This is a genomic window from Pseudomonas syringae, assembly GCF_023278085.1.
GTDB classification, from domain to species: domain Bacteria; phylum Pseudomonadota; class Gammaproteobacteria; order Pseudomonadales; family Pseudomonadaceae; genus Aquipseudomonas; species Aquipseudomonas syringae_Q.
Genome location: NZ_CP066265.1, coordinates 1,131,187 through 1,154,407 on the forward strand (window position 1 = coordinate 1,131,187; position 23,221 = coordinate 1,154,407).

The 23,221-nt window shown below is 57.2% G+C and carries 22 protein-coding genes and 1 pseudogene; 10 read left to right on the forward strand and 13 right to left on the reverse strand.

Translation table 11 applies throughout. The annotated features are described in order from the left end of the window. The first annotated feature begins 168 nt into the window (after positions 1-168). Together I9H07_RS05105 and I9H07_RS05110 are read left to right on the forward strand one after the other, a co-directional pair. Positions 169-396 carry a VF530 family DNA-binding protein gene (locus tag I9H07_RS05105; protein ID WP_024645275.1) on the forward strand — a complete coding sequence of 76 codons (228 nt, stop codon included), beginning with the start codon at positions 169-171 and terminating at the stop codon, positions 394-396. 71 nt (positions 397-467) lie between these two features. Next, complete coding sequence (locus I9H07_RS05110) at positions 468-1,127, forward strand: Pr6Pr family membrane protein (protein WP_024675693.1); 660 nt, start codon at positions 468-470, stop codon at positions 1,125-1,127. A 15-nt stretch (positions 1,128-1,142) separates the two neighbouring features. On the opposite strand, the gene I9H07_RS05115 is transcribed toward I9H07_RS05110, so the two are convergent. The 3 genes from I9H07_RS05115 to I9H07_RS05125 all read right to left on the reverse strand — a co-directional run bounded on the left by I9H07_RS05115 (position 1,143) and on the right by I9H07_RS05125 (position 5,705). After that, positions 1,143-1,910 carry a siderophore-interacting protein gene (locus I9H07_RS05115; RefSeq protein ID WP_058824903.1) on the reverse strand — a complete coding sequence of 256 codons (768 nt, stop codon included), beginning with the start codon at positions 1,908-1,910 and terminating at the stop codon, positions 1,143-1,145. Next, on the reverse strand, positions 1,907-2,506 hold the full coding sequence (locus tag I9H07_RS05120) for a PadR family transcriptional regulator (RefSeq protein ID WP_080394612.1): 600 nt from the start codon (positions 2,504-2,506) through the stop codon (positions 1,907-1,909). Before I9H07_RS05120 ends, I9H07_RS05115 begins: the two co-directional genes overlap by 4 nt. Positions 2,507-2,585: 79 nt before the next feature. Next, positions 2,586-5,705 (reverse strand): transglycosylase domain-containing protein, encoded by a 3,120-nt coding sequence (locus I9H07_RS05125; protein WP_236427049.1) that lies wholly within the window; start codon positions 5,703-5,705, stop codon positions 2,586-2,588. 362 nt (positions 5,706-6,067) lie between these two features. Here I9H07_RS05125 and I9H07_RS05130 point away from each other — a divergent pair. Beyond that, positions 6,068-6,976, forward strand: a pseudogene (locus tag I9H07_RS05130) (hypothetical protein). A 56-nt stretch (positions 6,977-7,032) separates the two neighbouring features. Here I9H07_RS05130 and I9H07_RS05135 read toward each other — a convergent pair. Further along, the gene (locus tag I9H07_RS05135; protein ID WP_236427047.1) at positions 7,033-7,710 is read right to left on the reverse strand and encodes a hypothetical protein; all 678 of its coding nucleotides are present in this window, start codon (positions 7,708-7,710) and stop codon (positions 7,033-7,035) included. Positions 7,711-7,846: 136 nt separating this feature from the next. Further along, positions 7,847-8,545, reverse strand: coding sequence for a hypothetical protein (locus I9H07_RS05140; RefSeq protein ID WP_236425798.1), 699 nt, complete (start codon positions 8,543-8,545; stop codon positions 7,847-7,849). Between the two features lie 414 nt (positions 8,546-8,959). Between I9H07_RS05140 and I9H07_RS05145 the strand changes: the two genes are divergently transcribed. Continuing rightward, the gene (locus I9H07_RS05145; protein ID WP_329606148.1) at positions 8,960-9,709 is read left to right on the forward strand and encodes a hypothetical protein; all 750 of its coding nucleotides are present in this window, start codon (positions 8,960-8,962) and stop codon (positions 9,707-9,709) included. A 42-nt stretch (positions 9,710-9,751) separates the two neighbouring features. Here I9H07_RS05145 and I9H07_RS05150 read toward each other — a convergent pair whose 3' ends face one another. Further along, a complete protein-coding gene (locus I9H07_RS05150) occupies positions 9,752-10,432 on the reverse strand; it encodes a hypothetical protein (protein WP_058391598.1) in 681 nt (226 codons plus the stop codon). 95 nt (positions 10,433-10,527) lie between these two features. Then, complete coding sequence (locus I9H07_RS05155; protein WP_058391599.1) at positions 10,528-11,658, reverse strand: OpgC domain-containing protein; 1,131 nt, start codon at positions 11,656-11,658, stop codon at positions 10,528-10,530. Positions 11,659-11,954: 296 nt separating this feature from the next. On the opposite strand from I9H07_RS05155, the gene I9H07_RS05160 reads away from it, so the two are divergent. From I9H07_RS05160 to I9H07_RS05170, 3 genes are all read left to right on the forward strand, one after another. Beyond that, positions 11,955-12,236 (forward strand): type B 50S ribosomal protein L31, encoded by a 282-nt coding sequence (locus tag I9H07_RS05160; RefSeq protein WP_024675683.1) that lies wholly within the window; start codon positions 11,955-11,957, stop codon positions 12,234-12,236. 151 nt (positions 12,237-12,387) lie between these two features. Continuing rightward, positions 12,388-13,479 (forward strand): D-alanine--D-alanine ligase, encoded by a 1,092-nt coding sequence (ddlA, locus tag I9H07_RS05165; RefSeq protein ID WP_236424262.1) that lies wholly within the window; start codon positions 12,388-12,390, stop codon positions 13,477-13,479. Further along, a complete protein-coding gene (locus tag I9H07_RS05170) occupies positions 13,476-13,886 on the forward strand; it encodes an NUDIX hydrolase (RefSeq protein ID WP_236424264.1) in 411 nt (136 codons plus the stop codon). Before ddlA ends, I9H07_RS05170 begins: the two co-directional genes overlap by 4 nt. Positions 13,887-13,956: 70 nt before the next feature. Here I9H07_RS05170 and metR read toward each other — a convergent pair whose 3' ends face one another. Continuing rightward, positions 13,957-14,874: a transcriptional regulator MetR gene (metR, locus tag I9H07_RS05175; protein ID WP_058391601.1), complete on the reverse strand. Its 918-nt coding sequence runs from the start codon at positions 14,872-14,874 to the stop codon at positions 13,957-13,959. 106 nt (positions 14,875-14,980) lie between these two features. Between metR and I9H07_RS05180 the strand changes: the two genes are divergently transcribed. The 3 genes from I9H07_RS05180 to I9H07_RS05190 all read left to right on the forward strand — a co-directional run bounded on the left by I9H07_RS05180 (position 14,981) and on the right by I9H07_RS05190 (position 17,542). Further along, positions 14,981-15,727 (forward strand): 5-methyltetrahydropteroyltriglutamate--homocysteine methyltransferase, encoded by a 747-nt coding sequence (locus I9H07_RS05180; RefSeq protein WP_236424265.1) that lies wholly within the window; start codon positions 14,981-14,983, stop codon positions 15,725-15,727. 122 nt (positions 15,728-15,849) lie between these two features. Further along, complete coding sequence (locus I9H07_RS05185; RefSeq protein WP_080266714.1) at positions 15,850-16,842, forward strand: alpha/beta fold hydrolase; 993 nt, start codon at positions 15,850-15,852, stop codon at positions 16,840-16,842. Between the two features lie 52 nt (positions 16,843-16,894). Then, positions 16,895-17,542, forward strand: coding sequence for a DsbA family oxidoreductase (locus I9H07_RS05190; RefSeq protein ID WP_024675677.1), 648 nt, complete (start codon positions 16,895-16,897; stop codon positions 17,540-17,542). A 141-nt stretch (positions 17,543-17,683) separates the two neighbouring features. Here the strand turns inward: I9H07_RS05190 and I9H07_RS05195 are convergent, their stop codons facing one another. Genes I9H07_RS05195 through I9H07_RS05215 form a run of 5 tightly spaced genes read right to left on the reverse strand, consistent with a single transcriptional unit; the run spans position 17,684 to position 23,139 of the window. Beyond that, complete coding sequence (locus tag I9H07_RS05195; RefSeq protein ID WP_024672623.1) at positions 17,684-19,012, reverse strand: sigma-54-dependent transcriptional regulator; 1,329 nt, start codon at positions 19,010-19,012, stop codon at positions 17,684-17,686. Positions 19,013-19,022: 10 nt separating this feature from the next. Continuing rightward, positions 19,023-20,939 carry a sensor histidine kinase gene (locus I9H07_RS05200; protein ID WP_024672624.1) on the reverse strand — a complete coding sequence of 639 codons (1,917 nt, stop codon included), beginning with the start codon at positions 20,937-20,939 and terminating at the stop codon, positions 19,023-19,025. 57 nt (positions 20,940-20,996) lie between these two features. Next, positions 20,997-21,731 (reverse strand): amino acid ABC transporter ATP-binding protein, encoded by a 735-nt coding sequence (locus I9H07_RS05205; protein WP_024672625.1) that lies wholly within the window; start codon positions 21,729-21,731, stop codon positions 20,997-20,999. Next, a complete protein-coding gene (locus I9H07_RS05210; RefSeq protein ID WP_200866791.1) occupies positions 21,728-22,396 on the reverse strand; it encodes an amino acid ABC transporter permease in 669 nt (222 codons plus the stop codon). The genes I9H07_RS05205 and I9H07_RS05210 overlap by 4 nt, the downstream gene beginning before the upstream one ends. Then, positions 22,393-23,139, reverse strand: coding sequence for an amino acid ABC transporter permease (locus I9H07_RS05215; protein WP_024672627.1), 747 nt, complete (start codon positions 23,137-23,139; stop codon positions 22,393-22,395). Before I9H07_RS05215 ends, I9H07_RS05210 begins: the two co-directional genes overlap by 4 nt. Positions 23,140-23,221: the final 82 nt, after the last annotated feature.

Consider the following 23,221-nt stretch of genomic DNA (forward strand, 5'->3'; position numbering starts at 1 on the left):
AAAGCTTTAAACGTGACATGGATCATTGCGAGTCCCGCAACAGTGCGTTAAGCGGTATGTGTTTTATGAAAGCGCGGCGCTTACAATGGCAGACTTCTGGAAACCCCCGTGCGGTCCCGGTGATCTGTTCAGGTGCGATTTTTCTATTCATCAGCTTCAAGGTTGATCATGACAACACCCATTTCCGATCCGCTGCACGGCGTTACGCTGGAGCAGATTCTCAGGGCGCTGGTCGAGCACTACGAATGGTCGGGGCTGGCCGAGCGCATCGACATTCGCTGCTTCAAGAGCGATCCGAGCATCAAGTCCAGCCTGACGTTCCTGCGCAAGACCCCTTGGGCACGCGAAAAAGTCGAAGCCTTGTACGTAAAGCTGCATCGCGGCAAAGGCTGGTAGCGCTTTTTTCAGGGCCCTGAGCTTTGCCATACACGCCCGGCACGGACGCCGGTACTCAAGGAAACAGATCGATGCACAGCCAACATCCGCAACCTGCGCAGGGACAGCGCTATTACGCCTTGGTGGCCGCCTGTCTGGGCTGGACGGGGCTGGTGATTCAGCTTTATCTGATTTTCATGGGGCGTTACGCCGACCATGCCAGCCTGTTGGGCGGGCTGGTGCGGTTTTTCAGTTTCTTTACTGTGCTCACCAATACCCTCGTGGCGGTTGCCCTGAGCTGCGTGCTGACGCAGCGTCAATCGGCGGGCCATCGCTTTTTCCGTCACCCGGTGGTGTGCGCCGGCATCGCGGTCAGCATTGCGCTGGTCGGCATCGCCTACAACCTGCTGTTACGCCACTTGTGGCATCCGCAGGGCTGGCAGTGGGTGACCGATGAGTTGCTGCACGATGTGATGCCGCTGGCTTTCGTGGTGTATTGGTGGCTGTTTGTGCCCAAAGGCCAATTGCGTTTTAAACATGTTGCGCAGTGGGCGCTGTATCCGGTGGTGTACTTTGCCTACATTTTGTTTCGGGGCGACATGATCGGGGACTACATGTATCCGTTTATCGATGTAGGCACCCTCGGTTTTCTGAAGGCCTTCGGCAACGCGCTGGGCGTGCTGCTCGGGTTTGTACTGATTGCACTGCTGCTGGTCGGGATCGACAAATGGGCGGCTCGTCGCACTGCATGAGTCGCCCGGCGGTGTTTACTCTTCGCTGTCGCCCAGTTTCCAGTAGCCAGCGGCCTTGACGAAGTCTTCTTCCAGCCCGAACTCGTCCAGCAGCACCCGACGCAGCTTGCGTGACAAACCGGACTCGGTCGCAACCCACGCATAGAGCTTGCCCTCAGGCATTTCCAGACGGCGAACGACGTCCACCAGGTTCTGTTCATCACGCACGATCCAGATCACATCGACCTGTGCCGCGCTCTGGAAGGTCTGCTGTTCCTGCTCGGTGGCCACCTCGACCACCACCAGCGCAGCGCGGTTGGCGGGCAATGCTTCCAGACGCCGGGCGATGGATGGAATAGCGGTCTCGTCGCCGATCAGCAGATAGCTGTCGAACATGTCCGGCACGACCATCGAACCACGTGGCCCGGCAATGTGCAGGAACTGCCCCGGTTGCGCCTGAGCGGCCCAGGTGGCAGCCGGCCCTTCGCCATGCAGGACAAAGTCGATGTCCAGTTCGCCGCGGGCTTCGTCGTAACGGCGTGGGGTGTAATCGCGCATGGGCGGGCGTGGTGCGTCCTTGTCGCTGTTAACGGTCAGGTCTTCCAGTGCCGCCTGTTGTTCCGGGGTTTGCGGAAAGAACAGTTTGACGTGGTCATCGGTCCCCAGGCTGATGAAACCTGCCAGTTCAGGGCCGTGCAACGTGATGCGACGCATCAACGGGGTCAGGTCCGTAACCCGCAACACTTCCAGCTTGCGGCGCTTGATTTCATGCATGACGCGATGGATCGATTGTGGCGAATTCATACAGAAGCCTCCGACGCAGATTGAGGCCCGTCAACGATGGCCTTGGCGGTGCTGTTGAGCAGCTCGCTGACCCGCAGGATTTCTTCCGGGCTCCAGCGGCCATGGTGCATTTGCAGGGCATGCCGCAGGTTATGCACCGCTTCGTGAATCTCTGGCGGCCGGTCATGGCCGCGCAACGAGCGCTTGCTGACATCAATGCGCGTACGCACGCCGTCCAGTGCAACCGCCTGATCCTGCAGTGAACTGCGGCCAGCGTCGGTCACGGTGTAGAGCTTTTTGCCAGCCTGCGCGTCGCCCGCGATCATTTCGCTTTCTTCAAGAAAGGTCAGGGTCGGATAGATCACGCCAGGGCTCGGGCAATACGCGCCATCGAACAGGCCTTCAATTTTGCGGATCAGGTCATAGCCATGGGCGGGCTGCTCGGCAATCAGTGCCAGCAGCAGCAATTTCAGATCACCCGGGGCAAAGACCCGTGGGCCTCGGCCGCCGCGTTCACGCCCAGGGCGCTTTTCGAAACCGTCGCGGTCTTCGCCCGTTTCACGAAGGTGCGGCGGACGGTGGTGGGGAGGGTGTTTGTCTTCACGCATGTTTTTCATCTCTGGTTACACGTTAGATATACCTTAAGATATATCTAACAGTAACCGCAAGCGATGAAGACCAACGGTCATTTGCCAGTCAGGCGCCCTTGGGCGGGTCGGGCAACCGGGTATTGCACATGGCTTGCCCGTGGTTTTCCAGATAAGGCGTCAGAATCGGCGCCATGCCCTTGAGTACCTGCACAGGCAATGCCGAGGTGAAGCGAAAACCCTCGGCGGCGCGTCCCGGCACAAACGCGGTCAGCGCGCCAAAGTGGTTGTCGCCGATATAGAACACAAAGGTCGCGGTGCGGTTGATCGCTCTGGAACTGAGAATGCGTCCGCCCGCACCGATGCTCTCGATCCGGTTATCACCCGTACCGGTCTTGCCGCCCATCGCCAGCACACTGCCGTCCTGCATCTTGAACGTGCCTTGCACGCGCTTGGCGGTGCCGCCGTCCACCACTTGCGACAAGGCCTCGCGCATGGCGGCGGCCACTTCCGACGGCAATACCCGCTGGCCCAGTTCAGGGTTGATGGTCAGTTCGGTGTCGTAAGGTGTGTCAGCAGCAAAATGCAGGCTGTCGATGCGCACCGGCGGCAGACGAATACCGTCGTTCTGGATAATGCCGATCAATTCGGCCAGCGCCGCCGGACGATCCCCCGAGCTGCCGATCGCCGTTGCCAGCGACGGCACCAGGTGGTCGAACGGGTAACCCACGCGTTGCCAGCGTTGCTCGATATCCAGAAACGCTTCGACTTCCATCATGGTCCGTACCCGGCTGTCACGAGCACCCTTGTGACGACTCTTGAACAACCAGCCGTACACTTCCTGCCGCTCGAACCGGCTGGCCGCCGCCGCATCCTTGAATTGCGCCTCCGGGTGCTTGAGCAGATAGCCCACCAGCCATAGATCGAGCGGGTGTACACGGGCGATGTAGCCTTGATCGGGCAGGGTATAAGCGCCCGGCCCATAGCTGGCGTACAGCTCGGCCAGACGTTTGTCGGTCAGTTTCGAAGTCGCTTTGGTCTCTTCCAGATGGGCGCGAACGAACGCATTGAATGTGGCTTGATCAGCGCTCGGCAGCAGGTAGCGATGCACGGCAGCGAGGCGAATCGCCGTCGGATGAATGCCGTCCAGAAAGGTGTCCAGCCGCTCCTGCGTGGTCTTGTTCTTGTAGCGCTTCCAGAAGCGCAGCAGGAACACGGTGCCTTCCCGGTCGGCAAACTGGCTCAGGTATTCCTGACGGCGCGGGTTGTCATCGTCCTTGAGCAGCGAAGCGCTGTTATTGGGCGCCTGATAGGTGCTGTAGCGCACCACGTCGCGCATCAGGCGAATGAACGGCAGGTTGATCGACTCCCGCAACGACTCGCGCAAGGTCGGGATGCGCTCGTTGTCTTCACGCCGGAAGTTGTTGAAGCGGTGCATGCCGCCACCGGTGAAGAAGGCCTCGGCGGGGCTCGCCGAATAAGTACGGTCCAGTGCCGCGGCGAGCATTTTCGCCAGGTCGCGATCGCTGTTCTGCATCAGGTAGTCCACTGACCAGCGGGTCAACCGGTCAGGCTCTTCGACGGGGATCTTTCTCAACTGCGCATTGCTCATGCCCGCGTAGCGCCCGTGCAGCTCGGCGATGATTTCCAGGTAGGTGGTCAACACGCGCATCTTGGCGGTCGAGCCCAGCTCCAGCTTGCTGCCTTCGTTAATGTCGAAAGGCTGATCGGTGCTGTCAGTCTGCACCCGGACCCGCGAACCGTCTGCGCCGCGTTCGAACAAGGTGAAGCTGTAGCGCACCTGTGTCGTGCTGGCCGGGGTCAGCAGGCGCTCGCCCATCAGGCCGACCTTCGCCGCGAACTCAGGGTTGGCCAGATCGCGCAGGTACTGGCTGACGCTGCGCTGCAACTCGCCGTGCAAGGTGCTGGTGGCTGACAGATCGAGGCGGTCCAGATCATAAAGCGGACGATTGAGCAGGTTCGACAAGCGAGTGCGAGCGACGCTGATGCCTTTGTTGGTTTCGATGGGCTGAATCGTCGGCTGCTGCGCCCAGTCTCGATAGGTGACCGTGGCTGCCAGCGCGGCATCGGCCAGTGGCTTGTCAATGACATTGGCCTGAGCCAGCAGGCGAATATGGCTGTCGGTCAGCTCCGCCAGTTCTGCGCGGCCCTTGGACAGATAGTGCGACGGACGACGCTGGGCAATCACCAGCGACAGCACTTCGCGCAACGCCAGCGCCTTGTTGGCCAGGCCCTTTTGATCGGTAGGACTTGAGGCCAGCAGCTCATTGGTCGTGGCGAAATCCACGCCAAACCAGACCCGCAACCCTTCCGCCAGACCGTGCACCTCACCATGCCCCGGCACCGCAGACAGTGGCACGCTGTTCAGGTAATCGCGCACCACCCGCTGGCGTACCGCAAGCGTCTGCTCGCCGGGTTGATAGGCGCGCACGCTGGCAGAAACCATTTGCCGCAATTTCTCCGAACCAGACTGCGTCAGCCCGTCAGGCGAGTGACGGTATTTTTCCAGCTGGGTCGCCAGCGTGCTGCCACCGGCCGACTGACCGGGCAGGGCAAATACCTTCGCTACTTGCGACCAGGCGGCCTTGGCAAAGCGCGGCCAGTCCACGGCCGGGTTGGCCAACGGCTGCTGCGGGTCGAGCAGATCGCGGTTTTCGATGAACAGCAGGCTGTGAACCACCAGTGGCGGAATGTCCGCGAAGGCCGGATACAGCTGCTGCGGATAACGAAACTCATACAGCGGTGCGCCACGGCAGTCGGTGATCGACAGCCCGACCTGGCTTTTTTCCTCGTAAGGCACAAAAAAACCGCGCTGCACGTAGCGCCTGAGCTCGGGTGAAAAGCGCGTCTGGCGCGTGATCACGTAGTCGCGCTTGAGCAGCCGCGGCAAAAACTCATCCAGCGATGAATAGCCCAGGCGCTTGTCGAACGGCCCGTCACCCGGATAGATCACCTCGTTGCTGGGCCCGGGTTGCATCGAGTAGCTCAGGCTGGCCGCGAACCGGCTGAACTCCCGCGCCTGCAGCCTGGAACTGCGACTCTCCATCGCCACGGCGGCGCCCAGCGCCACCCCGCCCACCACCAGAATCCCCCAGAACACCCACCACCCATATCGCCTGCGACGCGGCCGTTTTGGCGTGCGTGGATCATCCTGACGGTCCGCTGACATCACATCCTGCTTGCTATCGGAATGCCGAAATACGCCCATAATCGATCGTCCGGTCATCCTGTAGACACACCTGACTTCAGCTTAGACGCTGGTTGGGGTTGTGGGGGAAATTGTCTGATGGTTTTGCGCTGAATCGAGGTGCTGCTTAGAGGGATGTGGATCGCATGCGTGTCGTCTAAGGCTGGGTTTCTACTGCAAGGGTGTCGTCCATTGACAGGCGTTTGAATAACGGTTTTTTAATCCGTCGGTAGTGAGTTATCAAACAGTAAATTAGTTATTTTGTAGGAGGTTTCCGATAATTGTATCTGTCGCTTGATCTTGAGTTAAACAGCTGATTACGTCCGGGTTTGTCAGTGGCAATGACACCCTGCGTAATTAAAAATACTATCGAGATCAAGCAAATGAATAATAAGAAAGACAAGGCGCGGCGCGCGCTGTTGTCCGGGCTGCTGTTGGCAATGTCCTGGCATGCGATGGCGCAGGTAGATGCAGCACCTGCCGTCAGCGATCCACCAGCATCGCAGGAACAAATGGTTCCCGGAGGCAGGACGTTATATTCCGGTAGTGCTGTCGGATAAGCTTCATCAGATCAGCAAGACTCTGGAAAGTACCACCGCGGTTCATCAGTATGGTTTTACGGCTGTGCGTGGACAGAATGTCCTGATCGCTACCCCGGATAGCAACTACAATCAGAAATGGAAGCTGGAATTTCAAGTGGATGGTGGAGAGTGGCGACCCAAGCGACATAATGGTGCAGAGAAGGTCGTTGGCTTGAATGCTGGGGCCCAGGTCAGTATACGTATTCTTGCGACAGACGGCGCCAGGTTTGACAGGGCCACTTATAAAGTGGTCTTCGGCTCCTACCCACACATGAACTATGACTTGCATAATGAAGAAGGGTTCTTGCCGATTCCACATGGTCGGACCAATCCTGAGTTTCTTGGCACTCAGGCATTTACGAAGGCGATATTGGAGGCGAATTTTACTGACAGCAAAGGGATTCCATTGGAGGGGGGGTACTAAATTTCAAACTTGAATTACCTGTGACAAAAACAAAAATACCCAAGACTTTTACGTCTAATGGGGACGGGAAAATCATGGAGCTAATCGAGTTTGAAGGTTGTGAAGGAGGGAACTATGCCCGTGATTTCGTTCATTATAGCAACGGCAGAAATACCTGGAGCACCCGCTACGAGGTCGGAATGTACTGGGCTGAGAATGCGCTGCCCGAACACTTGGCAGACAAGCCCTATATTTATAATTTCGGACATATTTGTAAGCGCTGGCTGCGTAACTGGTCAAGAAATTAATGTTCATCGTTAAAACGCTCTGTTCGGCATAGGCCGTACAGAGCGTATTATGTTTATCAGACTCTAATATCTATACAGGATGGCTCTTTTCTTTCTGCATTTTGTTTGATTTGATTTATCCATATTTCGCGAGGGTCGTTTTTCTTGCTCGCCGCTATCATACCCAAATCTATGACATCTTGAAAATTCGTCAGGTCAAGTTTGTATTGCCCTTTGAACGTATCACTGTCGTGGTCCACCAGTGCCATGATTATTTTGGCATGCGTGCGGGCAGATTCTTTGAAATCGTTTTTTTGATTGATTGCATCTGTCAGGTATTTGAGCTCATCGTTACCTAGTTTTTTGTCGAGATCGATAATTTTTAATTCTGCATCGTCTCCCAGTGTGTAGCTGAAATTTGAGATTTTCAGATCAGGCCGTAGATCCATTAGTTCATTTCTGAATTCATTAAAATGGCTTGACTGGACCCTTGACATTATGAGTGACCACCCATAAGTGCTTTCAATATATTCTTGCTTGGTCCTCGGACGTATTTCGGTGACTTCGTTGTAAATGAAAGTATGTGGCTCCAGCCACGGTGCCTCTTGTTGGGTGTAAAATGCTTTTGCAAACGCTTCTTTTTTTCCAGAAATGAGTTGGGTTTCAGGCGAAGGTATTGACTGATTTCGCTGTGCCGATGTTTGAACGTTAGGCTGAGGCTTCACCCATGTAGCGCTTGTAGGCGAGATATTCATAGCTAGCTCCTTGCTGAATGTTGGGTCTTCTTGTTAACGGCACTTCAAGGAATAACGTGGGCTGATAATGTTGTGGGAAAAATCCGAGAGGGTGACCGTGTGTGAACTGCTTCGCGATTTAAACCTGTCTAAACGCTCAAGCATGAACATCGACCACAGCCTGTCGCGCCTCTTCGCGCTTAGGCGCATTACGCTCCACTTGATAGAGAATCGTGTTGATAAAGTTGCCTATGTGGTTGCGGCTGAATATCTGTCCGTAGTCAACGATCTTGCTGTAATTCTCCAGGTTGAGCGTGTGGCGGTTGTCGAGTTTTTCTGTGTATTGATCGACGAGTTCCATGACGCTTTTGGCGTTCTTGCGCAGGTCGTCTTTCAGTGACTGACGCTCGTTCAACTTCTCGGTCAGATAGCTGAATTCTGCGGGGGTGAGTACGCCATCAGGATCTGTAACCTGAATCTCCTGATTGAAGCCCAGTGTGAAGCCAAAGTGCTTTTTTGACAGCTCCAGATTTAAATAAGGAAGCTGCTGTTTGAATTCATGGTAATTATCGAACATGCGACACATTTCTGTATTCGTTGTTATGATGAGGTCTTTTAGGTATTCATTTCTGAGGAGGTCAAGATCTGCTTTGGGAAGTGTATTATAGAATGAGTCGATTTCACCTTTTGAATTTTTTATCAGCCATGGAGAATCCTCATAGCGGTAGAACTCTTCATTAGGGTTGCGTTGTTTTATGACCGTTTGAGCAGCATTTTCTGGAGCTGCCTCTGGTGAGGTGGTTTGACGAGGAAATGGCAGCTTATGAATAGCATTGGTGGAGGAGCTGATGTTCATTCTGAAACGCCCTTCGCTGTTAGTGATAACTCTCTAACGGCCTTGCGCTGGAAAACTTTTCCTGTTTACTGTGTAGGACTTTTCCTAGAATGCGATAGTAATAATTTTTTGTAGGAAATTTCCGTATTTTCAATGCGGAGGGTTGACTAAGTGATTCAGTCTCTATTACGTCGATTTTGTCAGTGGCAACCTGCCTCTGCTTAATCTATGGGAATACCTATGAATATTTTTGGAAAAACGTGTGTCATTACTTATTTTTTGTCGATTCTACTGACAATGGCGTTGGCTTCTGGCTCTTATGCCAATACCGATAGCGAAATCGCGGTGGGCGTAAAAAATAATGAAGCTGATGACATAAACGAAGCTGTTCAAGCCGGGCCCGGTCAGGAAGTTTCTGAGCCAAGATTTACTATCTTGACAGATAAGTTGCACTCGATTGTAGACGTCTTGACAAGTAAGTATCCTGTTCATTATTACGGTTTTGTATCGCGCCGTGGACAAGATGTACTTCTTTACTCGCCAGTCGGTGATCCGGTTACTAACCCTTGGAAGACTGAGTATTATGAGAATGGCGAGTGGGTAGCTCAAACCCTTGAGACCAAGGTGTTTACGAAACTGGATGCCGGAGCTGAGGTGATTGTCAGAGTCATGCCGAGAAAGTCTTTAGTCGCGAATGAACTTCCTTATACGGTAAGGTTGGGGTCCTATCCCGTTATGGAAAGCTATGATTTGCTCGACGAACCTGGTGTTCTTAGAATTCCAGGTGGGCATACTAAGCCCGAGTGGCTAGCAACTCAGATTTACAAGGAGGCTGTTTTTGAGGCGAAGTTCGCTGACACCAAAAATACGCCTCTTGAAGGCGGCATAGCCAGTCTTGTCATGAGTTTTGGTGAAAACGAACCCACCATCACACATCATTCAATCAGCGATGCTAGTGGTGTTGCCTCACGACTTATTGAATTTGGGCGCTGTGATGGAGGGGTTGAAGCTCTGGATTTTGTCGACAAACAGATGGGCTTCAATACCTGGAGAAGTCTTTATAACGTAGCAGGCTATTTTGTGCAAAATTCATCTTTGGGACCACTGAAGACAACGCCTCGCATTGTATTTATGGGCCATATCTGTAAGCAGACTGTTCTGCGAACTGTGGCTCCCCGCGGTTGACTAAAAAAGGTCTGGCGGGCCATCTGTCCCGCCAGACTGCTTTCATACAGATACAGAAAGGTATGAGAAGTCTCGTTTTTCAGCGTTGCTTTGGACTTGTTGTACCCATTCACTGTGCATGTTTTTTTCGCTGGTGTTCATGATTTTTCCGTAGTCGATCACGTCCTGAAAGTTACTGATATCGAGTGTGTATCGCCCGCCAAAAGTTTTATGATCATGGTCGACCAATGTCATGATTGTTTTGGCGTGACGCTGCGCCTGACTTTTAAAATCTCTGAAATCATTGATGGCTTGTGTGAGAACCGACTTGTCGTTTTCAGTCAGGCTGTTATCGTAGTCAATGATCTTCAACGATGCATTTTCATCCAAGGTGAAGCCGAACTTTTTACGTGCAAGTTCAGGATAGCTATCTTGCAGCTGTTCTTGAAAACTGCTGTAAGTGATATTCATGAGGGCAAGCTCCAATATCTCGTGCAATTTTTTATCATTGACATAGTCAATCCGATTTTTTATATGTTCATTGATCGGCTCAATCAACCACGGCTCTTTCTGATATTCGTAAAACTTTTTTTCTTTCGTCAGTTTTGCCTCAGATGCAACGATGTCTTTCGGACTGATATCTTCTGTCGGTTCGGCATTGCTGACGCTATGCATCAGTTTGATCTGTTGCAGGGTGCCTGCCTGGTTCGGTATTCCATTAATGTTCAAGACGTTGCCCTCCATTTGGTCTCCTACCGGATAGCGGCCCGCTTACCAAAAACTTGGCCTGATAAACCAGTAGGAAATTTCCGAGAGGGCACCCAACTGTGACGCTGTTCTCAAGTGGCCAAAAGCGTTGGCGATTTTCCCAACCGCTTATTCAACTCCAGCCCGTTCGCCATCAGCATCATCAGCCCCAACCCGACGATCGCCGTGGTCACCTGCATCGGCCATGTATCACCTGCCAGCGCATTCGCCATGTCTGCCAGTGGCGCGAGCAGCACGCCCAGGCAGAAAACTTCCAGTGAATAACGCCCCATGCGGCAGGTCTGGCGGGCGGGCCAGTTTTCCAGCCAATGGCCTGAGGTTGGCAGCAGTCGTGCGACGACGTAGACCAGCGCGAGGAAGTGCAGCAATCGGACCGGCGCAAGGTCGGTCTTGCTGATGGGATAAAGGCTGTCGAGGTGCAGGGTCGAGACCAGTGCGCTGTGCAGCGCGGGTAATTTTTCGCTGAAGGTCAGGATTCCGGCGATCAGCACGTAGACGGCAGCGATCATGAACAGCGGCTGTTGCTGAAGAGGAGGGCGCTGCGCTGTTGTCGATGTCTCGCTGTGCAAGGCACAGGCGCCGCCGAGAATGAACAGCAATTGCCAGGCCACCGGGTTGAAGTACCACACGCCGCCGCCTTCGTAGGCGCGCAGGTTCCAGCCGAACAGCGGCACCATCAGGTACAGGGCAATCGACAGGCCGACCGCGACTTCGAGTTTGCGCAGCATCAACGGCAATGTCAGTGGCAAGGTCAGCAGCAGTACGATGTAAAGCGGCAGCGGGTCGGTCAGGTTGGGTTTGAAGCGCAGCAGCAGTTCGTCGGCCAGTGCCTGTTGCGGGTTGCCGACGAAGTATTCGAGCCCCATCTGCTGGACCATGTCGCGGGTTTCGACATGGTTGTTGGCAACGAAGACGATGCCCATCAGCAAGGTCAGCAGAAAGATGTGCACCACATACAGCACCCAGGTGCGCCGCAGGATGCGCACGCCGGCCACCAGCATGCCGTCGCGTCGGGCGATGCGCCCGTAGGCCATGATCGCCGCGTAGCCAGCGAGGAAAACGAAGACTTCTGCTGCATCGCTGAAGCCGAAGTTGCGCAAGGTCAGCTGTGCCAGAGGGTTATCCGGCACGTGATCCCAGAATATGAAGATCAGCGCCAGGCCGCGAAAGAAGTCGATTCGATGATCGCGTCCGTTAGTCATAACGGTGGACTCTTGAAAGTGCTAATGATTGAAGATCGTCCGCAGAGGGCTCAGGTTCCAGGCCGCCGACCAGTGACGTTCGGCGGCGCGGCAGGGTGCCGTTCTGCGTTACAAATTGCAAAGCCCGGCTATTACAGAATGTCTCCGGCGCACCGGCTTCAGAAGGTTTGCGGCTGTCAGCAGTGTCGTGCGACTGTCCCATCAAGCCAGATAATGGCAGTAATCAACAACAATCATTCTCATCCATCGCAATGTTACTGTATAACGATTGCAGTCAACTCACTGGAGAGAACGCCATGAAACCCGATATCCATCCTGCCTACCGCACCGTGTTGTTCCACGACACTGCCGCCGACGTCCACTTTTTGATCGGCTCAACGGTAGACACCGACCGGACGCAACAGCACACCGACGGCACGACCTATCCGTATGTCGCGCTCGACGTTTCCAGCGCCTCGCACCCGATGTACACCGGTCAGCAGCGCAAGACCACTAACGAAGGCCGCATCGCGGGCTTCAACAAGCGTTTCGCCACCTTCGGCTCAAGCGGCAAGAAAGAAACCGAAGCGGCTCAATGAGCCGTCTGACTTCCCGGTCGCGTGCATTGCACATGAATTGCCCGCGACCGGGATTTTTTTGCCTGAATTTCGAGTGGACGGCCCATCATCTACTGGACTAACGGCCGGAATTGCTTTTATCTTCGCGGCCTGAAAAACAGGAGTAACCGCTTTGAAAAAGTCAGTCGCCATCGTTTTTGGTGGGCAATCCAGCGAGCATGAGGTTTCGTTGCAATCGGCACGCAACGTGATCAATGCGATTGATCGTGAACGCTATGCGCTGACCCTGATCGGCGTCGACAAGCTGGGCCGTTGGCTGCGCTTTGATGAGGCCGATTACCTGGTCAATGCCAACGATCCTGCGCGGATCCAGCTGAGCACCTCCGGCAAGCAACTTTCGTTGCTGCCCGGTAATGATGGCGGGCAGTTTGTCGAGGTCGAGACGTGTACGCCGCTGGCGAGCATCGACGTGGTGTTCCCGCTGATCCATGGCGCCTTTGGTGAAGACGGTGCGTTGCAAGGCGTGTTGCGGATGCTGGCCATTCCGTTCGTGGGCGCTGATGTTCTCGCGTCTGCGTCGTGCATGGACAAGGACGTGACCAAGCGCCTGTTACGTGACGCCGGCATTGCTGTTGCACCATTCGTTGTATTGACGCGTGGTGAAAGCATTTCTTTCGCTGATGCGGCCGGGCAACTGGGCCTGCCGATGTTCGTCAAACCGGCCAATCAAGGTTCGTCGGTCGGCGTCAGCAAAGTGTCTGACGAGGCGGGTTTCGCCGCTGCACTGGCGCTGGGTTTCGAGTTTGATCACAAGCTGCTGATCGAGCAGGGCATCGTCGGCCGGGAGGTGGAGTGCGCTGTGCTGGGCAACCATGAGCCGCAGGTCAGCGTCTGCGGCGAGGTCATTGCCAACGACGAATTCTATGCCTACGACACCAAGTACCTGAACGGTGATCAGGCGCGCATCGCCATCCCTGCCGAGATGCCTGCCGATCTGAGTGATCAGGTGCGTGAAGTCGCGTTGCAGGCCTACAAAGTGCTGGGTTGCGCAGGCCTGTCACGGGTGGATTTCTTCGTCACCGAAGCACGGCAGATCATCATCAACGAGGTTAATACGTTGCCCGGTTTCACCTCGATCAGCATGTACCCCAAGCTCTGGCAGGCCAGCGGGCTGACTTATGCCGAACTGATCCATCGCCTGATCGTGCTGGCTTTGGAGGGGGCGGATGAGGCGCGGCTGCTGAAGAGGGACATCTTCGTATGAAGGTCATCAGCATAGCGGCTGCGCTGTTGATCGGCCCCGATGGGCAGACCTTGCTGGTACGCAAGCGCGGCACTCAGGCGTTCATGCAGCCGGGCGGCAAGATCGAGACCGGCGAACCGGCCCCGTTGGCGCTGGCCAGGGAGCTTGAAGAAGAGCTCGGGCTGATCATCGACCCGCAGCAGGCGACGTTCCTGGGTGAGTTCGCGGCACCAGCGGCCAACGAGCCGGGTTTTGAGGTGCGCTGCCAGCTTTACGAGGTCAGGACTGATGCGCAGGTGCTGCCCGCCGCCGAGATCGAAGAAGTGATCTGGGTAGGCGCTGACAGTCATCCCGATCTGAATCTGGCTCCGTTGACCCGCGATCTGATCCTGCCGTTGTACCGCCAGCGGCAGGCCGACGCGCACTGAAAAAAGTGTCGTCCTGCGCCATGGCGCGGGGCGCTGCTTTCAGCGAGCGATCCCTTCAGCGAGCGACTTTTCAGCGAACCACGCTCACCCCGTCCAGCGTCGAGAAGGACGTGTCCTTGGCCGTCAGCAGAAAGTCACGCATGTAGGGCGCGTCGAGCATGTCGGCACGAATACCGGCATAGAGCGTCGCGAACAGCCCTTTTTCCCCAAGTCGCTTGCCCTTCACGTAACCGCGTGAGCTGTATTCATGCAGCGCCCAATGCGGCATGCCGCACACGCCACGGCCACTGGCGACCAGTTGCATCATCATCACCGTCAGTTCCGAGGTTCGGACTTGCGCGGGCTCGATGTCGGCGGGCTCCAGAAAACGGGTGAAAATGTCCAGCCGGTCGCGTTCGACCGGGTAGGTAATCAGCGTTTCAGTGAGCAGGTCTTCCGGGACGATATACGGCTTGCTCGCCAGCGCATGCTGATTGGCCACTGCCAGCATCGCTTCGTAGGTGAACAGCGGCACGTAGGTGATGCCGGGCAACTCCAGCGGGTCCGATGTCACCACCAGATCCAGATCGCCCCTCGCCAATGCAGGCAACGGCGCAAACGAGAATCCGGACGACAGGTCCAGTTCGACTTCTGGCCAGGCATCGCGGAACTGGTCAATGGTCGGCATCAGCCATTGAAAACAGCTGTGGCACTCGATGGCCATGTGCAAGCGGCCTGCCGTACCGCCCGCCAGGCGGGCAATGTCGCGCTCGGCGCCGCGCAGTTGCGGCAGTATTGAATCGGCCAGTTGCAGCAGACGCAGGCCGGCACTGGTGAAGCGTACCGGCTTGGTCTTGCGCACGAACAGCGGCATGCCGAGGCGCTCTTCCAGTTCTTTGAACTGGTGGGACAGCGCCGATTGCGTCAGATGCAGGCGTTCGGCGGCTTCCACAAGGCTGTCGGCCTCGCGCAAGGCGTGCAAGGTTTTGAGGTGGCGTATTTCAAGCACCGTCCCGGCTCCATGAATAGTATTTGTGATCAACACGAAAAAAATGAGTTTGTCTCATGATGTATCGGCTGTCGACAATAGCGTCATCTTTTATGGAGGACGCACCATGGCCCTGGCCCAACATTCTGAATGTCTGCTCATCGGCGCAGATCGTGAATTGCAGCAAGCGCTGCAGGCTTTCTGGAAAGAGGGTCAGGGGATTTCGGCGGGGGCTGATGTGTCTGGCGCAGCATTGCGCACCTGGCTGCGCGCGCAGTATCCGCAGTGGGTGCCGCAGCTAGAGGGCAAGCAGCGCTTTCAACCGGACTGGCAGCCTTTGCTGGCCAGTGCCAAGGAGGCCTGTGAGCAGGGCCGCAAGCCCGCATTGATCGGCCCGCTAACTCTTCTCTGGCTGAGCGAAGTTCAGGATGATGAGGTTGACCGGCTCGAATGGCTTGAGCAGTTGTTGCCCGTGTATGGCGAAATCTTCGGGCGGCTGGCTGCGCGGGGCGTCGAATGGGTGCAGATCGACGAACCCATTCTGACGCTGGACTTGCCGCTGGCATGGACAAACGCTTTCGAGCGCGCTTACCACATCCTTCAGTATTCGCCATTGAAGAAGCTGGTGGCTACTTATCACGGCGACCTGCGCTGCAATCTCGGCGTTGCGGCGTTGTTGCCGGTCGCAGGCCTGCATCTGGACAGCGTCAGTGTGCCGGAGCAGCTGGCCTCGGTGTTTGATCGCCTGCCCACCTACAAGGTGCTGTCGCTGGGCGAGTGTGCCCAGCCTGAAGACTGGCGTCATGAATCACTGCTTGAAGCGCGTGCCCGCTTCGGTGAAAACCTGATTTTGGCCGATCAGGTTGCTGCATAGCGCAAAACGGTTTAACGACCGCTCAGCGCCATTCATCAAACTGTCACGCAACTGTGGCAGCGCGCTTGGAAAAACATCATCAGACTCGCGGCTTACTGGGGATCTGTTTTTTGGTGTTTTTCATGCGGGTTTTAATATTTCTGGCCGCGCTTCTGTGCGGCTTGCCGTCTTTTGCGGCCGATCGTTGTGATGTCAATGCACCTGTACAGTTTGCAGACCTCAAGGAAGTGCGGATTGCCTACCAGAGTATTGGCAGTGAATCCGACCCTGCCTTGCTGCTGGTCATGGGCCTGGGTGGGCAACTGATCCACTGGCCGGACGAAGTGGTGGTTGCGCTTTGTCAGCAGGGTTATCGGGTCATTCGCTACGACAACCGCGATGTCGGTCTGTCGACGTGGGTGCAGCAGCCGGCCGACGCCAATCTGACCTTCGAAGTACTGCGCTACAAGCTTGGCTTGCCGGTGTCGGCGCCTTATTCGCTGACTGACATGGCGGACGATGCACTGGGCCTGATGGATGCGTTACAGATCCGTCAGTTTCACGTGCTGGGCGCAAGCATGGGCGGCATGATTGCTCAGCATCTGGCCGACCTGGCTCCGTCGCGGGTCGAAAGCATGACGTTGATCATGACCAGTTCCGGCGCTCAGGGGCTGCCGATGCCCAGTGCGGCACTGATGCAGTTGTTGGCACGTCGCGGCGCGCCTAACCGGGAAGTGGCGATAGAGCAGCAGGCTGATCTGCTTGCGGCGCTGGGCAGCCCGCAGGTCAAGGATGATCGCGAGCAGTTGCTGCATCAGGCTGCAATCTCCTACGACCGGGCTTTCAACCCTGAAGGCGTCAAGCGTCAGATCATGGCGATTCTTGCCGAACCCAGTCGCGTCGAATTGCTGAATCGCCTGCGCCTGCCGGTGCTGGTGGTGCACGGCACGGCAGACCCGTTGCTGCCGGTCATGCACGGCGTGCATGTGGCCGCGCACATTCAGGGCAGCCAGCTGCGCTTGATTCCGGGGTTGGCGCACCGTTTTCAAGAGGCGTTCAAGGCGCCGCTGCTGGGGGCGGTGTTGCCGTACCTGAAAGCTCAGCATGAAGACGGCCGGAGCCTGGCTCAGTTGTAAGGCAGCGGCAGAGGTGTATCGTGTGGCCTTTGCTTATTGAACGAGGGCCATCATGACAACTGCACTGAAGATCGATTTCATCTCCGATGTTTCCTGCCCCTGGTGCGTCATCGGCCTGCGCGCACTGGATCAGGCGCTGGAAGCGCTTGGCGACGAGGTGCAGGCGCAGATTCACTTTCAGCCTTTTGAGCTGAACCCGAACATGCCTGGCGAAGGTCAGGACATCAAAGAGCATATCGCCGAGAAATACGGCTCGACTCCCGAGCAGATCGAAGCCATTCACGAGACCATCCGTGAGCGCGGTGCCGAGCTCGGTTTTGCGTTTGCCAAGGGCGAGCGACGTATCTACAACACTTTCGATGCGCATCGTTTGCTGCACTGGGCCGAGCAGGAAGGCAAGCAGCATGCGTTGAAGCAGGCGCTGTTCGTGGCGTATTTCAGTGAGCTGAAAGACCCTTCGAATCATCAGGCCCTTGCGGACGTGGCGCAGAAGGTGGGCCTGGATCGGCTGCGTGCCCAGGCGATTCTGGACAGCGATGAGTACACCGCTGAAGTTCGCGAAGCCGAACAACTCTGGACCTCGCGTGGCATCACTTCCGTGCCGACCATGGTCTTCAACGACCAGTACGCCGTATCGGGCGGGCAACCGGTCGATGTGTTCGTCAGCGCAATCCGGCAGATTGTCAGCGAATCGAAGTAAAGCTCGCTGCTTGCTCGAGGGCGGACGCGGAGCGTCGCACGATAGTTGAGATTATCGTTCCGCACGCTCCAGCGTGGGAACGCATTGGGTGACGCTCTGCGTCACAAATCTCTGCCGCGCCGCGCATTCAGGGCGCGGGTCTCAAAGCCCGTACTTTTTAACCTTGTCAAACAGCGTGGTCTTGGCCATGCCCAGTTCCTGACTGGCCTGGCTGAGGTTGCCGCCGCTGCGTTGCAGGGCTTCGCTGAGCAACGAGCGCTCGAAGGCTTCAACCGCCTCGGCAAACCCCAGGCTCTGGTTTTCGCTGATCGTGCCGCTCTGTTTGAACGCAGGCAGGCCCAGGGCAAATCGTTCTGCGACGTTGCGCAGTTCCCGCACGTTGCCCGGCCAGTCATGGCTCATCAGGCTTGAGCCGGTCTGCCGGTCCAGCGGCGGCGGCTCGCGGTCGAAGCGCAATGACGACAACTGCAGAAAGTGTTCGAACAGCGGAAGAATGTCTTCGCGGCGTTCGCGCAACGGCGGCAGTTCCAGGGTGACAACGTTGAGGCGGTAATACAGGTCGCTACGGAACTGATTGGTCTTGCCCAGCGCATTCAGGTCGGACTTGGTCGCTGCAATCACCCGGCAATCCACCGCCACGCTCTGATTCGAACCCAGCCGCTCCAGCGTCCGCTCCTGCAAGACGCGCAACAGTTTGATCTGCAGATTGATCGGCATGCTCTCCACTTCATCGAGAAACAGCGTGCCCTCGTGAGCATGCTCGATCTTGCCGATGCGCCGCTTGCCGGCGCCGGTGAAGGCGTTGGCTTCGTGGCCGAATATTTCCGATTCGAACAGACTTTCTGCCAGCCCGCCGCAGTTGAGGGCCACGAACTGATTGTTCTTACGGCGACTGAAGTCGTGCAGGCAGCGAGCGACCAGTTCCTTGCCGGTGCCGGTTTCGCCTTCGATCAGCACGTTGGCCGAGGTGTCGGCGACGTTGGCGATCAACGCACGCAGGTTCTGCATGACCGGCGAGCGGCCGATGATCCGGCCCTCCAGCGAGTCGCGTTCGGCGAGTTGCTTGCGCAAGGACCAGACTTCGCGGGCCAGGCCGCGCTGCTCCAGAGCCCGGCGCGTGACATCGACCAGGCGCTCGGGCGAAAACGGTTTCTCCATGAAGTCATATGCGCCGTCGCGCATCGCATTCACGGCCATGGTGATATCGCCGTGACCGGTGATCAGCACCACCGGCAGGCTACTGTCGCGCCCCTTGAGGCGACTCAACAGTTCCAGGCCGTCAATGCCCGGCAAGCGGATGTCGCTGATGACGATGCCCGCAAAGTTGTCGCCAATGCGCTGCAGCGCCTCCTCAGCGCTCGACACGCCTTCGCTGGCAATGTCTTCCAGCGCCAGCGCCTGCTGGCAGCCCAGCAATACGTGCGGGTCGTCTTCGACGATCAGTACCGTCAGGTCGCTGTTGATACTCATGGATATTCCTTTATGTGGGCTCGCCCTGGCGAGAATCGGTCGGCGCGTCCGGGATGAATGGCAGGCACAGGACAAACGTCGTGCCCGTGTCGCCCACAGGTTCTGCACCGAGGCTGCCTCCCGCTGCGGCGGCAAGGCTCGCTGACAGCGTCAGGCCAAGACCGAGGCCTTGCTCGCCCGGTTTGGTTGTGAAGAAGGGTTCGAACAGGTGCTTGCGCGCCTCATCGTCGATACCGTGGCCATTGTCACGCACCAGCAGGCGATAGCGGCCATCGACGATCGAACCTTCGAGCCACAATTCGGGCTGCGGCTGGGCGAACATGGCGTCCAGCGCATTGCCGATCAGGTTGACGAGAATCTGCTCCAGGCGGGTCTGGTCGATGGTCAGGGTCGCGTCGACGAAGGCCCGGTGCAGCCTGAGTCCCGACTGCTCCAGGCGCACGGCCAGTAATTGCAGCGCAGCGTTTACCGCCTTGCTCAGCTGCGCCTGACCCTGATCGTCGCCACGTCGGGCAAAGGCGCGCAGGCTGGCGGTAATGCGCCCCATGCGGTCTACCAGATCATTGATGGTGCGCAGGTTGGCGCTGGCGGTGTCCAGCGCGCCACGTTCCAGAAAGCGAACCGTGTTGCCGGACAAGGTACGCAAGGCGGCCAGTGGCTGATTGAGTTCATGCGCGATGCTGGTCGACATCTGCCCGATGGCCGCCAGTTTGCCGGCCTGAACCAACTCATCCTGAGCCTGGCGCAAGGTGTCTTCGGCCTGTCTTCGCTCGCGAATCTGCGCCTTGAGGCGCTCGTTGCTGGCGCGCAGGTGCTCGGTACGTTCAGCAATCTTGCGTTCCAGCTCATCGTTGGCCGCCTGCAACGCCTCTCGGGCGGCGAGCCGGGTCGAGATCACTTTGCGTCGCTCGTTCCAGGCGATCAACAGAAAAGTCACCAGCGCACAGGCCACAGCGACCAGCATGCCTCGACTCGCCGCTTCACTGCGCAAGTCTTCCAGCGGCGTCAGCAGGGTGAAGTGCCACGCGGTATCGCTCAGCGGTCGAGTCTGGGCCAGATAACTCACCTGTGTGTGTTCCCGGTCGACACTGACGTTGGCCGGGAACGTGAGTTTTTCGACGCCTTCGGACAGGGTTTCCCGTTCCAGTGGCACCAGTTCATTAAGCGGCCACCAGTAATATTGCAGGCTGCGGGCCATGCGTTCCTTGATGGCCGGGGTCAGCGGGCGCACCGATTTCAAACGTCTGGTCGGGTCGCTGGACAGAATGATGATGCCGTTTTCATCCGTGACAAACGCTTCCAGCCGAGCCCGTTGCCAGCGCTCTTCAAGGGCTTCGAGGCGTACCTTGATCACCGCAACGCCGATGATCCGGCCTTTGTCTTCCAGACCGTGCGCCAGGTAGTAGCCGGACTCGCCGCTGGTCGTGCCGATCCCGTAAAAACGTCCGGGCAGGCCGCGCACCGCGTCCTGAAAGTAGGCGCGGAAAGAGAGGTCTTCGCCCTGATAACTGTCAGCGTCACGCCAGTTGCTGGTCGCGAGCACGCGGCCGGTGGTGTCCATCACATAGATGGCACGGCTGCGGCTGCGTCGATTCAAACCCTCAAGGTAGCGGTTGACCTGCTGCTGAAGCTCGGGACCGGGCTTGTTGAGCAGTTGCGAGACGCTGGATTCCAGCTCCAGAACGCTGGGCAGGTAGGTGTATTTGCTGATTTCGCTTTCGACGGTGCTGGCGTGCAGTTCCAGTTGCCGTTCTCCGCTTTCGCGCAGACTCTTGATGCCGTTGTGTTCGTTGACCAGATAGGCGACGTAGCCCAGCCCGATCATCAGCATGAGGATCAGCGGGGGCAGAAACAGTTGGCGGATCAGGCGGGGTTTCACGGCAAGTGCGGGCGGCGCGGCGCGATAAAGGGTGGAGTCGCATTTCATCACAGTCGTCCTGGACCGAACAGCTGCCCGCGAGGGGCGGGCAGCTGCAGCTAATGCCTAGTGCTGAAGGATCTTGGCGAGGAATTGCTGAGCGCGTTCGGAACGTGCGCTGACATCACCGAAAAACTCTTCTTTCTCGCAGTCTTCGACGATCTGTCCCTTGTCCATGAAAATCACCCGGTTGGCGACCTTGCGAGCAAAACCCATTTCGTGGGTCACGCACATCATGGTCATGCCTTCATGGGCCAGTTGCACCATGACGTCGAGCACTTCGTTGACCATCTCCGGGTCGAGTGCAGAGGTCGGTTCGTCGAACAGCATGACCACCGGGTCCATGGCCAGCGCGCGGGCAATGGCGACACGTTGTTGCTGACCACCGGAAAGCTGGCCGGGATGCTTGTGCGCATGCTCGGACAGGCCCACGCGGTCCAGCAGTTTCAAGCCCTTTTCGGTGGCTTCGGCCTTGCTGCGGCCCAGCACCTTGATCTGCGCGATGGTCAGGTTTTCGACGATGCTCAGGTGCGGAAACAGCTCGAAATGCTGAAACACCATGCCGACCCGCGAGCGCAGTTTCGGCAGGTTGGTCTTGGGATCGGAGATCGACGTACCGTCGACGATGATGTCGCCTTTCTGGAACGGTTCCAGCGCATTGACGCACTTGATCAGGGTCGACTTGCCCGAGCCGGACGGCCCGCATACCACGACCACCTCGCCCTTGCTGACCTCAGTGCTGCAATCGGTCAGAACCTGAAAATCCCCGTACCACTTGTTGACGTTCTTGATGGAAATCATACGGCAAACCTTTTTTGCAAACGCTTCACCAGCAGCGAGGCGGCGAAGCTGATCGTGAAATACACCAGACCGGCAATGATCAGGAACTCGTTGGCGCGACCGATGATGTCGCCGCTGGAACGCGATGCGTTGAGGAAGTCCACGAGGCCGACGGTGTACACCAGGGAGGTGTCCTGAAACAGAATGATGCTCTGTTGCAGCAACAGCGGGGTCATCTTGCGAAACGCCTGCGGCAGGATGATCAGACGCATCATCTGCGAGTAGTTCATGCCCAGCGCCTGGGCTGCGCCCATCTGGCCCTTGGAAATCGACTGCACACCGGCGCGGACGATTTCGCAGAAGTACGCGGCTTCGAACATCATGAAGGCCACGACGCACGAGGCGAACGCACCGATCGGCGTGTCTTCACCGGTGATCCAGCGCAGCACGAACGGCACGGCCAGATAGAACCAGGTGATCACCAGCAGCAGCGGGATCGAGCGGAAGTAGTTCACGTAGGCACCGGCCACATTGGCCAGCAGCTTGTTCGATGACAGGCGCATCAGCGCCAGCAGGGTGCCAAGCACCAGACCGCCGACAACACCCATCGCCATCAGCTTGAGGGTCATGACCATGCCGTTCCACAGTCCGGGAAGGGCTGGAATGATTCCGGTAAAATCCATTATTTGCCCCCCAGAGAGATCAGGCCGGGCACGGCGACTTTCTTCTCGATCATGCGCATCAGCAGCATCAGGCTCATGTTCAGCGTGAAGTAAATGAGGGTTGCCAGGGTGAAGGCTTCAAACAGGTTGGCGGAAAACTCGGCCGTCTGTTTGGTCTGCGCGAGCAGCTCCATCAGGCCGATCAGCGACGCCACCGACGAGTTCTTGAACACGTTCAGGAATTCGGAGGTAAGCGGTGGAATGATGATCCGGTAAGCCTGCGGCAACAGCACGTTCCAGTAAATCTGCGGCAGTTTGAAGCCCATGGCGCGTGCGGCTGATTCCTGACCTTTGGGCAGTGCCTCGATGCCGGTACGCACCTGTTCGCAAACCCGTGCAGCGGTGAACAGACCCAGGCACACAACGACGCTCAAAAAGGCCGAGGTGGTCGGGTTGAGGTCCTGCTTGTACCACTCCTGAATGTTTTCCGGCAGCAGGTCGGGCACCAGAAAGTACCAGATGAACAGCTGCACCAGCAGGGGCACATTACGGAAGATTTCCACGTATACCGTGGCGATACCCGACACCAGACGGTTCGGTACGGTGCGCATGACGCCCAGTACCGAGCCCAGTATCAGAGCGATGATCCAGGCGATGACAGCAATGGCGATGGTCCAGCCCAGACCGGATATGAACCAGTCCAGATAGGTCTCGCTGCCGACGCCGGTGGACTTGAAGAACACGCCCCAGTCCCAGTTGTAATTCATCAGGGTCTCCCCCTATTTTTCTATTTATATCGAGATGCACGCACTGTCGGACGTCGAAAGTGAGGGCCGGTCCCGAACAGGT